This window comes from Pseudoalteromonas sp. 20-92, from assembly GCF_030847595.1.
GTDB classification, from domain to species: domain Bacteria; phylum Pseudomonadota; class Gammaproteobacteria; order Enterobacterales; family Alteromonadaceae; genus Pseudoalteromonas; species Pseudoalteromonas fuliginea.
On sequence record NZ_JANJGQ010000020.1, the window covers coordinates 38807 to 53224 of the forward strand.

12 protein-coding genes are annotated in these 14418 nt (G+C 36.2%); 4 read left to right on the forward strand and 8 right to left on the reverse strand.

Annotation, left to right across the window (positions count from 1 at the left end; genetic code table 11):
• Positions 1-159: 159 nt before the first annotated feature.
• Together fusA and ylqF are read right to left on the reverse strand one after the other, a co-directional pair.
• Entirely contained in the window at positions 160-2244 is a 2085-nt protein-coding gene (fusA, locus tag NRL14_RS15505) for an elongation factor G (RefSeq protein WP_007378013.1), read from the reverse strand.
• A gap of 732 nt (positions 2245-2976) precedes the next feature.
• Positions 2977-3930, reverse strand: coding sequence for a ribosome biogenesis GTPase YlqF (gene ylqF, locus NRL14_RS15510; RefSeq protein ID WP_306725072.1), 954 nt, complete (start codon positions 3928-3930; stop codon positions 2977-2979).
• 247 nt (positions 3931-4177) lie between these two features.
• Between ylqF and NRL14_RS15515 the strand changes: the two genes are divergently transcribed.
• Both NRL14_RS15515 and NRL14_RS15520 read left to right on the forward strand, forming a co-directional pair.
• Positions 4178-4825: a hypothetical protein gene (locus tag NRL14_RS15515; protein ID WP_306725073.1), complete on the forward strand. Its 648-nt coding sequence runs from the start codon at positions 4178-4180 to the stop codon at positions 4823-4825.
• Positions 4826-4887: 62 nt separating this feature from the next.
• On the forward strand, positions 4888-5229 hold the full coding sequence (locus NRL14_RS15520; protein WP_306725074.1) for a hypothetical protein: 342 nt from the start codon (positions 4888-4890) through the stop codon (positions 5227-5229).
• A 45-nt stretch (positions 5230-5274) separates the two neighbouring features.
• On the opposite strand, the gene NRL14_RS15525 is transcribed toward NRL14_RS15520, so the two are convergent.
• From NRL14_RS15525 to NRL14_RS15535, 3 genes are all read right to left on the reverse strand, one after another.
• Positions 5275-6444: a hypothetical protein gene (locus NRL14_RS15525; RefSeq protein ID WP_306725075.1), complete on the reverse strand. Its 1170-nt coding sequence runs from the start codon at positions 6442-6444 to the stop codon at positions 5275-5277.
• A gap of 2 nt (positions 6445-6446) precedes the next feature.
• The gene (locus NRL14_RS15530; protein ID WP_306725076.1) at positions 6447-8489 is read right to left on the reverse strand and encodes an ATP-binding protein; all 2043 of its coding nucleotides are present in this window, start codon (positions 8487-8489) and stop codon (positions 6447-6449) included.
• A gap of 216 nt (positions 8490-8705) precedes the next feature.
• Entirely contained in the window at positions 8706-10265 is a 1560-nt protein-coding gene (locus NRL14_RS15535) for a DNA cytosine methyltransferase (RefSeq protein WP_306725077.1), read from the reverse strand.
• Between the two features lie 285 nt (positions 10266-10550).
• Here NRL14_RS15535 and NRL14_RS15540 point away from each other — a divergent pair, with 285 nt between their 5' ends.
• A complete protein-coding gene (locus NRL14_RS15540) occupies positions 10551-11408 on the forward strand; it encodes a hypothetical protein (protein ID WP_306725078.1) in 858 nt (285 codons plus the stop codon).
• A gap of 147 nt (positions 11409-11555) precedes the next feature.
• Here NRL14_RS15540 and NRL14_RS15545 read toward each other — a convergent pair whose 3' ends face one another.
• A complete protein-coding gene (locus tag NRL14_RS15545; protein WP_306725079.1) occupies positions 11556-12272 on the reverse strand; it encodes a hypothetical protein in 717 nt (238 codons plus the stop codon).
• Positions 12273-12382: 110 nt separating this feature from the next.
• Positions 12383-12565, reverse strand: a complete 183-nt coding sequence (locus tag NRL14_RS15550; protein WP_306725080.1) for an AlpA family transcriptional regulator — start codon at positions 12563-12565, stop codon at positions 12383-12385.
• Positions 12566-12706: 141 nt separating this feature from the next.
• Between NRL14_RS15550 and radC the strand changes: the two genes are divergently transcribed.
• Positions 12707-13234, forward strand: a complete 528-nt coding sequence (gene radC, locus NRL14_RS15555) for a DNA repair protein RadC (RefSeq protein ID WP_306725081.1) — start codon at positions 12707-12709, stop codon at positions 13232-13234.
• A 400-nt stretch (positions 13235-13634) separates the two neighbouring features.
• On the opposite strand, the gene NRL14_RS15560 is transcribed toward radC, so the two are convergent.
• Positions 13635-14339 carry an inovirus-type Gp2 protein gene (locus tag NRL14_RS15560; RefSeq protein ID WP_306725082.1) on the reverse strand — a complete coding sequence of 235 codons (705 nt, stop codon included), beginning with the start codon at positions 14337-14339 and terminating at the stop codon, positions 13635-13637.
• Between the last annotated feature and the right edge of the window lie 79 nt (positions 14340-14418).

Here is a 14418-nt window from a genome sequence, read left to right on the forward strand (position 1 = left end):
ATCAAAAATTAACCTAATAAAAAATAGCAGACCACATAAATGAACATGCTTTTATTAAAAATATAGAGCTACTCCTCCTTGGCATATTCTTATCCAAAAATTATAGGCAATAAAAAACCCGCAACATGTGCGGGTTTTTTTAAAGAGTTAAAGAGCTAATTACTTAGCAGCTTTTTTCTCTTTTTCTGCAGCTATTACAGTTTCAGCTACGTTAGCTGGACATGCAGCGTAGTGTGAGAACTCCATAGAGAACTGACCACGACCCGATGTCATTGTACGTAGTGTACCGATGTAACCGAACATTTCTGATAACGGTACATCTGCTTTAATACGGATGCCTGTTAAACCAGCTTCTTGGTCTTTCATCATGCCACGACGACGGTTAAGGTCACCGATAACATCACCAACGTGATCTTCTGGAGTGAACACGTCAACTTTCATGATTGGCTCAAGAAGTTGTGCGCCCGCTTTAGGGATCGATTGACGGAAAGCGCCTTTAGCAGCGATTTCGAACGCGATTGCAGATGAATCCACGGCATGGAAGCCACCGTCGAAAAGTTCAACTTCAACGTCAAGTACTGGGAAGCCAGCTAGAACACCTTCGCCCATCATTGACTTAAAGCCTTTCTCAACTGCAGGCCAGAATTCTTTAGGTACGTTACCACCAACAACTGATGATTTAAACGTAAAGCCTGAAGCAACTTCACCTGGCTTGATGCGGTAGTCGATTTTACCAAACTGACCAGAACCACCAGATTGTTTCTTATGCGTGTAGCTATCTTCGATTTCACGAGTGATAGTTTCACGGTAAGCAACTTGTGGTTGACCAACAATAAGGTCTACGCCGTAAGTACGCTTAAGGATATCTACTTTGATATCTAAGTGAAGCTCACCCATGCCTTTAAGAATAGTCTCGCCTGAATCTTCATCAGTCTCAACTTGGAAAGATGGATCTTCTGCAACCATTTTACCGATAGCAACACCCATTTTCTCATTACCGCCTTTATCTTTAGGCTGTACAGCAATCGAGATTACTGGAGTTGGGAATACCATTGGCTCAAGTGTTACTGGGTGCTTAGGATCACATAAAGTGTGACCAGTTTGCACGTTTTTCATGCCTACGATAGCAATGATGTCACCAGCTTGTGCGCTAGTTAATTCGTTACGGTCATCTGCTTGCATCTCAACCATACGGCCAACACGCTCAGTTTTACCAGTAAACGAGTTAAGGATAGTGTCACCCTTATTTAGTTTACCTGAGTAAATACGTACGAATGTTAATGCACCAAAACGGTCATCCATTATTTTGAATGCTAACGCTTTGAAAGGTTCATCTGCAGAAACGATTGCAAATTCGCCATTTTCGTTACCTTCTTCATCCATAAGAGGTTGAGGATCAACTTCTGTAGGAGATGGTAGGTAATCAACAACAGCATCAAGAATAAGCTGCATACCTTTGTTCTTAAACGCAGAACCACAGTATGTAGGGAAGAAAGCAAGCTCACGTGTACCTTTACGGATACAACGCTTGATGTCTTCTACAGAAGGTGCTTCACCTTCCATGTAAGCTTCAAGTAGTTCATCGTCTTGCTCAAGGGCAGTTTCAACAAGCATTTCATAATACTCGTCAGTTTTTTCTACCATGTCTGCAGGAACGTCTGTAATTTCGTAGTTTTCAGGAAGACCAGTGTCATCCCAAACGTATGCTTTTTTAGTTAAAACATCTACAACACCAACAAATTCATCTTCAATACCAATTGGTAAAGTCATGATTAGTGGTACAGCACCAAGTACTTTACGTACTTGCTCAGTTACACGGTAAAAATCAGCACCCATACGGTCTAATTTATTTACGAAGATAATACGTGCAACTTCTGAATCATTAGCATAACGCCAGTTAGTTTCTGATTGTGGTTCAACACCACCAGAACCACAGAACACACCAACACCGCCATCTAATACTTTAAGTGAACGGTAAACTTCTACTGTGAAGTCAACGTGCCCAGGAGTATCGATAACGTTAAAACGGTGATCTTTCCAGAAACAGCTTACAGCCGCAGACTGAATAGTAATACCGCGCTCAGCTTCTTGTTCCATGAAGTCAGTAGTAGATTCACCATCATGAACCTCACCTGTTTTATGGATTTGACCAGTAAGCTTTAGGATACGCTCAGTAGTCGTGGTTTTACCCGCATCAACGTGCGCGAAAATACCAATGTTTCTGTACTTCGATAAATCTGCCATTAATTTTACTCTTAATAAAGTCGATAAATTATTCGGCAGGAGTATAACATTACTTAAAGCGAACATCACCATGCAAGCCGCTTAAAATGCAATCAATTCAATATATTTTTTTTATGCGCAAGGTCTATTTTGTATTTCAAGTTGAGAATCGCATGTAACATAATGAAAACACTATTTTTTTCTCGCCCTAACTTTAGGTACATAAAGTTATTTCGTTATTTTGGAACAACACACTACCATAGCTTAAACAGCTAAAACTTTAATATATACTCAGAAATTACTAATCTTTAAAAACTAATACTTGTTTAAACTAAGAGCGATTTAATCACCGCATATATCACCCAAGATGAAGAAAAATTAAATAGTCGCAATTTTTTCATGCTTTACATCAGCTTACAAGTTGCACAACAAGATAATAAGAATTATTTGCATTTGGGTGTTGACAGACACTTGAATCTAACTGATAATCACTATCAACAAGACGGCAAACATACTGGCTTGTAACGGAATGAATTGATTTGTTTCTCGACCCTGAAACAACGTGTGGCGCACGTTAACAGCTATGGTTACTTGTTATGAACCGCAACGCCCCTTGATGTTGATGACGAGTAACCGCCCTACTATTTTACTTGCTACATTGCTCATATCGGTGACGGTAGATATGAAACTAAAAAAGCCCTTACGGGCTTTTTTTATGTCTGTAATTTAGTTGGTTAAATTAAACTAAATCAATTAACGACGGTTTTTACGTGCTCGCGCTCGACGCTGAAGCTTTTCTTCTTCTTTAGCTTGTTTTTTAGCTTCTGCAGCTGCGCGTAAACCAGCAACCATTACTTCTTCTTCCTCACGCATTTGCGGAGTTTCCATCGTAATACGGCCAATAATACCATCGCGCAATTCGTTGATTAGTATTTCAGACATTTTATACGTGTCTATTTGGTTACCACCACGAATACAACCACGCTTTTTGCCTGCCATTTCAACAAACTCCCAGTCACTTTCAGGAAGTTCAGCGATTTTATAGCGCGCTTTTAAAAGCTCAGGATAAGTACGTAATAAATATTCAGCGGTATAACTTGCTACTTCTTCATACTCAAGTGCGGTATCACGAATGGCACCTGTAGCGCCTAAGCGATAACCTGAGTTTTCGTTTTCTACTTTTGGCCAAAGCATACCTGGCGTATCGTAAAGCATAATACCGTCTTCAAGCTTAATGCGTTGTTGTGCTTTCGTTACAGCAGGTTCATTACCTGTTTTTGCAACTATACGTCCAGCCAGTACATTAATTAACGTAGATTTACCCACGTTAGGAATACCCATTATCATGGCTTTTATTTGCTTATCGGCGCCTACTTTATGCGGCACTAACTTTTTACAAAGCTCATTAATACGATGCACTTCAGCTGCTTTATCGTGACCAAAAGAAATCGCTTTAACGCCATTTTCTTGTTCAAAATAATCCTTCCAAATTTGCGTCATTTTAGGATCAGCTAAATCAGCTTTGTTCATTATTTTGATAACTGGCTTACCTTCACGCAAGGTTGCCACCATCGGGTTTTCGCTACTGTAGGGAATGCGCGCATCTAGCACTTCAATGATCACATCCATTTGTGGCATTATTTCTTTAATTTCATTACGGGCTTTATTCATATGCCCAGGGAACCACTGTATTCCTACTCTACTCATTTGATTTATAAACCTTTTATTTCAACCCATAACACCATGGGGTACTGTGTGGGGTACTGGGTGAATAATTTCGATTTATCACCTCAACTAATAGCTTTAAGTTTACAGCATTTACTACCTCTATTGCATAAGTTTATAATAAAACCATATTTTAAATCATATTTGATAAAAACAATGATTGACTAAGGACTCTCGCATCAATATCATAAAAAACATCAAATATGATTTAATTTACAGGTATTTATATATGAATAGTAATTTAGTTAGTTTCTCGATCTCTAAGTGTACTTATGAAAGATTAGAAAAACATGCTGCGGGATTTAATGACACAGCTGACAGAGCTATTAATCGTCTTCTTGATTTAGTAGAAAACTCAAAAGAAAGTACTGCTGAGTTAAAGCCCGAGCTGACATTTACTGAGCAAATCGACGGTGGCTATCGTGGATTAGATGCTGATGAATTTAAATCTGGGTTAGTCAAAGTACAGAAAGCTGAAATAGTTATTCATTATGCAGATGGTTCGCATAAAGTAAGAATCTGGAAAGCCAGCAAATTTAACAGAGAATCTAAACTATTAGCAAATATATGGTCAGGCCCTTTAAGGGACTGGAAAAAGAAAGGCATAGTTAGGGCTGAGCTAGAAATTTACAACGACAAGTTTATTAAAGAACTTGGGCACAACGTAACTATAGTAAGAGGTGTATCAAAAATCTTGAATATACCAAGCAAACAACTGATTCAAGGTAACGTTAAAATAGAGAATATCCAAAACCCTACTCCTCATCTTAAAATATACTTTATTGAGGGTACTCCCGCATATGCAAGCTCTCTAGGCCTTAACAAAGAAGATAACTGCTACTACCTCACAGAAAAAGATTTAGGCTTTCCACTTTAACTAACCGGCATAGAAGCAGGTGCGTTTGCACCTGCTTTAGTATTTATTTTTAGGAGTAAAAAATGGAGTTATATAAACAAGAATTTGGTCAAGACTTTGACCTAGGCTTTGACTTAAAAAATCACCCTTATCTAATAGATAAGAGTTGGCACAATGATCTTTGCCCTAGCTTCTATTTTAAAGTAGGCGAGCAGTATTATGTACTATGGGTTGATTATGCTGACATAGAGCAAAGAGAGGAAGATACACCTAGATATGTAATAGTTAGGGCTACTAATGAAGGAACTAGCGAAGGGCCTGAGATTTACATGGACGACCATGGAGTGATCTTTGAGTGTGAAGTTTATACTGCTTTAAAGTTAGTACTTAAGAATAAACATTTGGGAAGTATTGTTTTTATTTGAGGAAGGCACTGCAGGCCTTCCCCAAATAGTTTTTAATTGTATAGTTTATGAGTTAAATTCGTATCCATATTCTGTGGCCATTATATCTTTGTAATTTTCCGTATCATAACTACATTTATTCAAAAGCCGGATCATCTCATCTGCATAGTGTTCTAAGTCATCCTGATTATTCTCTAGGTGAGTATCTATATCTAAGCTAGAAGAAAGCTTATCGAGAACTTGTAATGCACAAGACTCAAAATCTACTTCTTTATTTTTCCCACTTTCAGATTGAACAAGTCCCAATAAGTCAGCTTCTTTAGTTTTCTTTTCTATTGAGAATACGTAAGAGTGCATATCTGATTCTCTATCAAAGAGGTTAACTGAATACTTGAAGCTACTTTTTAAAGTAACCTCACACCCTTCTTGTAATGCTTCGATTAGAATCCACATAACTAAACCAATTTGTAGTACCTGATTCATTAGCTCTTTGCTTTCTAATGATGTTAAGTCCTTTTCTTCTGCAATATATATTTCCACTTCAGAAAAGCACTCCTGAATTTTACTCTTGAGCAAGTCAGTACCTAAATATTGATACAGTATTTTATTAAATCTCTCTATGATACCCTCTTTTGCGCTATCACGGTTTAAACGCGTTGTAATACACAATAACCATGGCATATCCGCTACTCTATGGATCTGATGTTTGAGTAAATAAAAGATTGATACCAATGTTTCTGGAGACATTACATTGTTACAGAAATCTAAATTTATAAAGTGATAAGTCCCAAAGTTTTTAACTCGTGACCATGCTTCTGAGTTTGTCTTTTGCAAATCTTCGAATTGAAACTGATCTATTTTAGAGCGTTGATCTATATGTTTTTTATCAAGAAGTTTAGAGAGCTCTATCTGCGCTTTATTATGATCACTTTCATTATTAATAAAGCCATGAAATCCAAATGTTTTACCTTTTGCGTCCTTGCTAGTTTCAACGCCATCAAATATAAAATTTACATCTAGCAAGTCCCCGCCCGGCAGTCCAAAGTAATTAACTGTATCAATGCTTCTATAAGCTCTGGAGCCAAGAAGTCTCTTAAATTGAAAAAGCCATTGCTTATCTCTAATGTATTGTTTTCTTGGTTTATGCCAAGGTTTAAAAGCATTAGATTGAGGGCTAGATACTTTTCCGAACGTATCCTCTCCAATTAAGACCTCATCTGAATTAAATAAATCCATTTTCATCCCTCCATCTTCATTATTTCAATTAGATCAATTACTAGGCTTTCCTGTATTTCAAGTGTTAAATTATCAAGTATTCCGTATGAATCTAATATCTGTAACAAAGCTTCAGATTTGCTCATAAGCTGTAGCTGCTTAGGTTTATTCGTTTTTATACTTTCGAAAACCTCAGACAACTTATTATTTGAAATAAGAAAATTATCATTAGTATTTTTTAAATCCTCATTAAAACTAATAGGTTGAACCTCTTTGCTTCCATCGCTCTCTATTGCAGGGTTTGAAACAACTAAATTAGATCGCTCGCGTGGATCTCTTTTATTTGCAATATAGCGTTTTTCAACAATTGAATTCAGCCTCCTTGAAAAGTCATTGGCGTTATTTCCAACGATTTCAATTTTTTTATCTTTTTTTATCTTTTTATATTTATTGATAACCTGCCTAATCGCACTATGTAACCACTTCATGACAAGTTGATAATGTGGGTGGGCTACATTAAATGACTCTCTATCTATATTTAAAGCTGAATCTAAGCCCTTATGGACAAAAATTTCAGCTATTAACTGTCCTTTAATAGTCTGTTCAGCAACCTGATATTTCATAAAGCTATCATCGAACATAATACCTGAAGCATTATTAATTCTAATCAACGAACCATTATGGTCTTTTGGACTAACTTTAGGGCTCCACAAGATATAAGCTTCAAAAGATAACCCACCCGCAGAGTCCTTAATATCCATTTCAGAAAATTCTGTTTCATATTTCCCAACAAATAAAATAGGTTTTTTAACCACTGCTTTTGATTCAGGTAAATCTGTGAATTTTATTGGTCTAAAAAGCTGAATATCATCGATAGTGACATTAAAGTCACTTTTTTCATTCTGGGATATAAAACCAAGTTTTTCCCCTAAACCCTTTCCATCTTTTAATAGATCTGAAATGTCTGTTACTTGACCTTTCTTTTTGTTACTTAAAGCGAAAATATCCGATACATCATTAGAAGTTAGACTAAACGGGTGCTTTTCAATGTAAGGTAATGGGATAGAAAGGCCCAGACTCCAAATCATGTCTAAATAATTATCTAGAACATGGCTTAATTTAGGGCTAACAGCATTTTTTGTTTTTTCTAAAATGGCATTATATAAAAGTGAAAATTTTTCTTTTGGATCCGTATTTATATCCCAAGGTAAGTTAGGGTGCTGCCTTTCAGGCACATCATAAACATCCGTTCCGTCTTCATCACTGTTTATAGAGCCAACATGAAAGCTGGGTAAAATTGCATTTGAAGAGTCTTGGATATCATCTTCATCGTCATCGGTTTTATCTGTTTCATTTTCTTTCAGACCCCAAACCTCGACACTTTGCAATTGCTCTTTTGCACTTTTTTTTATATTTTTTAATATTATGTCCGTGCCGTGTGCATTTATATTTTCTGTTGGTTCAGTCCAAATCTCAACATTACCTGTTTGGAAGCTTTGTCCCCTCTCAGCCTCTTCGGTAATATTTTCATCTGAATAATTAAATAAAGTAACTTTAGCTCTAGAATAATACTCATCACCTTTTTGTTTCGTGATAATCTCAAAGTCGCGCGTTAACTGAGCAACGCTGAAGATACCAATACCGATTTTGCCAATTAACTTTCTTTTCTTCTTCGGGCTTAAAGAGGTATCTTTAGCATCTGTAACCTCAAGACCCTTACCCTTTGATGTTCTCTTTGCACTTCCACCAATATGACGAATCATGTTAACAAGAGTATCAACAGACATTCCATTACCATCATCCCGAATTGTCATTGAATTGAATCGGGGGACATCTGTGCTGATAACTACATTCTCTGCATCAGCATCATAAGAATTCGAAATTAGTTCACGAATTGCTGAACCAGGCACTCGATATATACCATCGGTTACCCTTGCCAAGACTTTATCATCAGTCTCTAATTTAGCAGTTTGTGATTTACCGTTTTTTATTTCACTTACTAAATCCTCATCACTTGGCCCCGTTGACAAATCACTTACTTCCTTTTGACTGGCTTTAATACTCAAAGTAAATTTCCTTATAATAAATTTTTATTTAAAAACGACTCATAAACTAAGCCTATGTGACTTTTATATTTATAGAAACTACATTGTCTATAATATTATCATTGGAATAATATTCATATAACTTTGAACAACATGTAAAAAACAAGTAGCTTTGCGTGCTTTAATAGTACTGCTGGGACCGTTAGATTAAGAATGTTCTGGAAAGACTAAATTAAATTACAATAACTTTGCAATTATCAAACCTAGTTTCCTAGCTAAAAGCGGTGGAACAGCATTACCAACTTGAGTATATTGAGGCACTTCATAACGCCTCATTTTACCGCCAGTAGTTACTTTAGAACGAAACTCGAAGTTATCAGGAAAAGACTGTATACGTGCCATTTCTCTCACAGTAAGAGTTCGAAGTTCATCTGCATGATAATGACATGCATCATCAGGAATAGATAAAGCTGCTGGTGCAGGTAAATTTGGAGCCAACGCTTTCTGTGTTTGTTTTTTAGTCGGATGAAGCCTTAGGTAATTAATAAAGTTTTGAAGACTGCTGATAAGCTCTAATTCACCATCTAAATTTAAATACTCATACTTCGAAAGTGCAGCCCATGCATCACTACTAAGGGTTGTAGATTCACTTTTTAAAATAGCGAATACCTCTTTGCTTACAGCTTTACTTCCAACTTGTTGTAACACCTGATAAAGCCTAAAGCGCCTTTGCACAAGTTCCCCATTGGCACGCTTATCATGATTAGGGATAGCGCCTCTATATGGTAATTCAAAGGTACTGTTAAGTTGAGTAACAAAGTTAGATGCTTCTATACCCTCACCTCGAAGATCATCAATTGCCTCACTAACAGAAATCTGAGTCCCATTGATAAGTTCGGCTAAAAAGCTTTCTTCGAATACCTTTGGTTGTTTATCAACATCAAAGTAATCTAAATGACCAAATTCTAATTCAGCTCCTTTTTCTTGCACCATATTAAAAAACGGCAAGGATGAAGCGAGCAAACTATGGCTTTGAGCATTCAGATGCTGCGCTTCTATAATATCAGCATGAACATCTTGTCGAATAGCTATAAGAATGAAACGAGGTCTATTTTGCGCAATACCTACATAACGAGCGTTAACGTGAAGGCAAAGCGGTACATACCCAATAGAAGCGAAAGCTTTAGCGACTTCATACCATGCGTGAAACTTATTACCGTCATCGTCTTGGAATGCTCTTAAAATACCTGTTACGTTCTCAAGCAACGCAAAACGCGGCCGAGTACTTTGTACAAAAGAAACAAATTCCAAAGGTAAGGTATTTTTTTCACAGTCTTTTTTACGTGCACCTGCCATACTAAAGCTCTGACAAGGTGGGCCACCAGAAACAAGAGTTAGCTCGCCTCTCCCAAAGCTATTATGTAACGCATCAGCAAGATCCGGTCGTTGTGATAAAAGGGTGTTTAACTCCCTGACACTACCAACCAATAACTTGCCTTCGTATTCACGAATATCAGCAGGTAAATCGCTGTAACCACTCTCATCAATAGTAGGAAACTCAAAAGGGTTTTCTCGTAATCTTGCATTCAAATCATCGTTGCGACTATTAATCCACTTCACTTGTTTCGGCTTTGCTTGGGTTTTAGCAAGATCACTTAAGTTTTCATTAAAAAAATTATAAGCAAACGTCTCAGCTGCCATAGGTGATAATTCATTGCCTAAGACAAACTCAAAACCCACACTTTCTAAACCTAATGAAAGGCCGCCACAGCCTGCAAACAGCTCAATATGCCGCACAAATAAACACTCCGAAACTTTAATTGCTGATAGTTTAACTCAACCCCAAACCTAAATCCAGGACAATATTAAATAAGATCACGATAGTTTTTATTTAAACTCACAGGCAATTACACTCTGCAACCTTTTTACTAATAGCCAGCCCTAAATATTTTACTGAGAAACTATAGTTATTAATGCAAATAAAGTAATCGTTAAGTTTAAAATATTGATTGCTAATGCTTTTAGCATGGAAGTCACTTCATTCATCAGATAAGATAAATAAAAAATCAAGCAGGGACTCACATGACACAAGCAAATAGAATTAAACCCGCAAACTTATCAATTAAAGAAAAAGAGTCTATTTACTTTATAGAAAGTAAAGGTGTTGACTTCTCTCTCCTAGCAACAACTCAAACAATGAAGAACAAAAAAATTACTGATGCAACGAAAATCATCAGTGAATACTTTCATAGAGTTGGGTTTCATAACTACGATGATCAAGAAAGAGGTAAGGCTCAAAAGGTAACAAAAGATGTTTACTTTCATACATTAGATAAATCAGTAAAATCATTAGCTTCTCTATATAAAGCTGAGACAAGAGGGGATAAAAGGCTCAATTTGACTGATTTCTGGAACTACACAGATAGTAATGAAGTAAATATGTTAATTGCAGATGAAGGGTCTTTAAATGTTCTTAACATATCGCGAATAAACTTAGCCGATATTTGGAAACAAAACAAACCTAATAAAATTAAGAGCTTTTTAAATACAATCATATCAGAAGAGCCTTCAATATTTGATGATATAGAGCTTGAAGATATTGAAAAGCCAGATCAAATAATAATTGAAGGGGTTCTCAGAGAGCGTAAAGTTTTAGCGAGATCCAGAAATAAAGCGATAGCAAACGAAAGAAAAAAATACGATAAATATTCTTGCAAAGCTTGTAACTTTCACTACCAAGATAAAGTGGTCGAATGCCACCACCTCAACCCTATCAGTATGGTTAAGGAAAGCAAAGTATCTATCGATAGCTTAGTTACATTGTGCCCAACATGCCACAGCATAGCCCACCAGCTTTTAAAAGCTGACCATACAAGTAATATTAAAGAAAAAGCCTTAATAAAAAACATTAAGGCAATATTACGCGATATAAAAATGTAATTTATCCATACAAAATAATTAGTATAGTAAAGATGATTTAATTAAATCATCTTTACTAAAATCCCTTCCATGACTTAGGATTTATAGAATTCATCCACCATTGACACTTAATGATTTGACGTCCAAAGATCAAATAGTTAAGTACTTTCAAAGATAAACTTTTATTATTTTTCCCAATTTATCTAGCTCAACATTAGCAACTAAGTTTCTCCCTAGAAAAGGCGCAAGCACTAATACTGGCAATCCGTTAGCTTTAAATATTCTTAACTCGTTTTTGCTCCCTAGAGATACTCGTTCTTCCGCGCATTCGTTTTCATTATAAGTATCGCCCCAAAATGCCATTTTATATTCTTCGGTATACTTTGGCCCAAAGCAAACTATGACCTTTGGTTGGAACTGTTTTACTAAGGCATTAAACAATTTAAACCGAGTAATTGAACAGTATGTTTGATAGTGGTATTTAATCTTAGTTTTAGTGAGTTCGACATGTTCCTCAGTCCAAGTATTCATATTCTTGCAAGGAAGTGGGAACAGATTTAACTTAAACTCATTTGAATCAAAATTACAGTAGTGCTTTTTCATGTACTCCTTATACTCACCTTCATATTCAAAGGCCCTACAAAGAATTTTTGCTATTTTTTGGTCGAATTGCCACTTGTAAAAATTTAGGTTTTCAGTTTTCCACTCATCGGAAAGATAAGGAACGCAATAGCCTGCTACGTTGTGGGTTGGTCGGGTTATCCCTAAGGTAACTTTTTCATCAGCGCTACCCCATTCTAGACCTGAAAGCCATAAAGGCGCATTGATGTTCCCGCCATCCATGCCTGAAAGCTGTTTTTCTAAGCCACTATAAAAAGAGTTCATTTCACACGTCCCTATGTTTAAAGGTGAGTAGCATGCCATAAGCTAGAATATATGCCATAGCAGATTTCAGTGCCTCCCCCCACCCTTAAAGCCATAAAGCGAATCAGCCACTAAATATTCCTATCCCCTATTCTTTCCATTATCCAGTCATCCACTTCTGACTCAACCCATGCCACCGACTTAGCACCTAGCGATACTTGCTTTGGGAATGTGCCTTCAGAAATAAATTTATAAATACTTGAGTGGCCAAGTGATGTTTTTTGTATAACTTCTTTTAATTTAATTAAACGCATTTGATGACTCCTAATTTTTGTCATCTAATGAGGGAGTTGTGTAAAAAAATACTTCTGGGCTTCCTTAAGTTCCCACCCACTATTCCAAATATTTTGAAATCTATATCACCTTTATGAGCAAACAATTCATAAGAGGTCCACATGTTAAAAAGCCAGCAACTACCAAGCACAAATAATACAATTTTGACTGACGATGAAATTGTTGATTTGGCATCAAGAATATTATTTCGACGATTAAAAAGGGAAGGCAGAATTAGCTCCCCAAGTTCAACTGTAGATTTTTTAAAGCTGAAATTAGGTAGCTATGAGAGAGAAGTATTCTCAATAATTTACTTGAGCAATAACAATGAAATTATTGAATACAAAGAGCTTTTTTTTGGCACAATTAATTCAGCCTCAGTGTATCCCAGAGAGGTTGTAAAGGACGTATTAAGGGTTAATGCAGCTAGTGTCATACTAGCGCACAATCATCCTTCTGGGAGCGTGGAGGTGTCTACAGCGGATAAGCTCATAACAGGTAAGCTGATTAAAGCTCTGTCGTTAATAGATGTAGAGGTATTGGATCATTTAATAATTGGTAACTCATACGCCTCTTTTGCTGAACTTAATTTATTAGCTCAACTAAAACAGGAGGTTGAATGCTTAGACGTAATAAAACTGCACAATTAGTCACTCATGTAATTGCAATTTTAATTATTTTACGTGACGTTATTAATGACGATTAAAATAAGGAGGCAGTACTGCCCCCTATTTAGATAAATTTTTCTATTTAATTGATTACATACTTGTTTTTAATCTCACTCTAGTATTCACTGTGTCAGACATATCGTATTAATTAAAAGGTAAGAACATGGATCCATTAGATAAAATTTGTGATAACTGCGAACAAATGGGAAGTAATTGTGAGTGTCCTGGCTGTGAAGACTGCTTAGTTAAAAAACATGAGTGTGATTGTGAAGAAGACGACTAAAGCGTACTAACTCAGATTTGATTTAACCACTTATCGACTTCAAAATCTTGAGTGGTTAAATCACTATCAGTAATTTCTTAGCCGTGCATAGCTACTTTCCTAGTCCTTAATACTAAAAGCTCTAGGTCTAATAGAGTTTTTTATCGTCATGCAACCAGTTCCGATTGATTTTAGACCGTCCCCTCTCCAGCACTTTGTTTCTGGTTTAGCCAAATACATTAAGCGTTTAACAGCAATTTTATATACCTCATTTCCCTCCTCATAATCACGAAAACTAATCCAATGTACAGGTTTTTTAGTAAAATGAACGCTACTTAAGATTAAGTTAGCACTTAAGCCAAAAACGCTAGCCCAAGCTTCGAATATGCAGGTTTTTAATGACTTTTTCTTTACTTTTTTATTTTCCCTAAGCCTCGATGTGTATTCACTACCTCCTATAAAACCAAACTTATCTTGGTCCATAAACAAACAAATATGATAGTGTTCAACCTCACTATTTTCACCAAACTCTTTTACCCAAGCGTAACGTAAGCATTGCGTTCGATAAACATCATCAATAAGGAAACTAACCTTTAATTTTGAAACTAAAGAACCAAAAAACTTCTTCATCAATCCGGTACTTTGAGTAAGTGGATTGTCTTGTCCCCTGCACAGCTTAGGTATATGTAAATCAAAACGAATTATAGACACTCTTTTATTGCTATCGAATGCACTCTTAAGCTCTGCTTCAATAATTTGCTTATATGTGGTTAATACATGAAAACGTTCATCAAATGCATTTCTTTCAACTTTTCTATAGCTCATTACTTTTCTCCATAAGTTTGTATATTTCATACAAAGGAGAATTAAAGTAAAAAAACACATCAAATAATTAAGTGCTTTA

Coding starts and splice junctions, on each gene's coding strand:
- fusA (WP_007378013.1), bottom strand. CDS start 2,244: ATGGCAGATTTATCGAAGTACAGAAACATTGGTATTTTCGCGCACGTT.
- ylqF (WP_306725072.1), bottom strand. CDS start 3,930: ATGAGTAGAGTAGGAATACAGTGGTTCCCTGGGCATATGAATAAAGCC.
- NRL14_RS15515 (WP_306725073.1), top strand. CDS start 4,178: ATGAATAGTAATTTAGTTAGTTTCTCGATCTCTAAGTGTACTTATGAA.
- NRL14_RS15520 (WP_306725074.1), top strand. CDS start 4,888: ATGGAGTTATATAAACAAGAATTTGGTCAAGACTTTGACCTAGGCTTT.
- NRL14_RS15525 (WP_306725075.1), bottom strand. CDS start 6,444: ATGGATTTATTTAATTCAGATGAGGTCTTAATTGGAGAGGATACGTTC.
- NRL14_RS15540 (WP_306725078.1), top strand. CDS start 10,551: ATGACACAAGCAAATAGAATTAAACCCGCAAACTTATCAATTAAAGAA.
- NRL14_RS15545 (WP_306725079.1), bottom strand. CDS start 12,272: ATGAACTCTTTTTATAGTGGCTTAGAAAAACAGCTTTCAGGCATGGAT.
- NRL14_RS15550 (WP_306725080.1), bottom strand. CDS start 12,565: ATGCGTTTAATTAAATTAAAAGAAGTTATACAAAAAACATCACTTGGC.
- radC (WP_306725081.1), top strand. CDS start 12,707: ATGTTAAAAAGCCAGCAACTACCAAGCACAAATAATACAATTTTGACT.
- NRL14_RS15560 (WP_306725082.1), bottom strand. CDS start 14,339: ATGAGCTATAGAAAAGTTGAAAGAAATGCATTTGATGAACGTTTTCAT.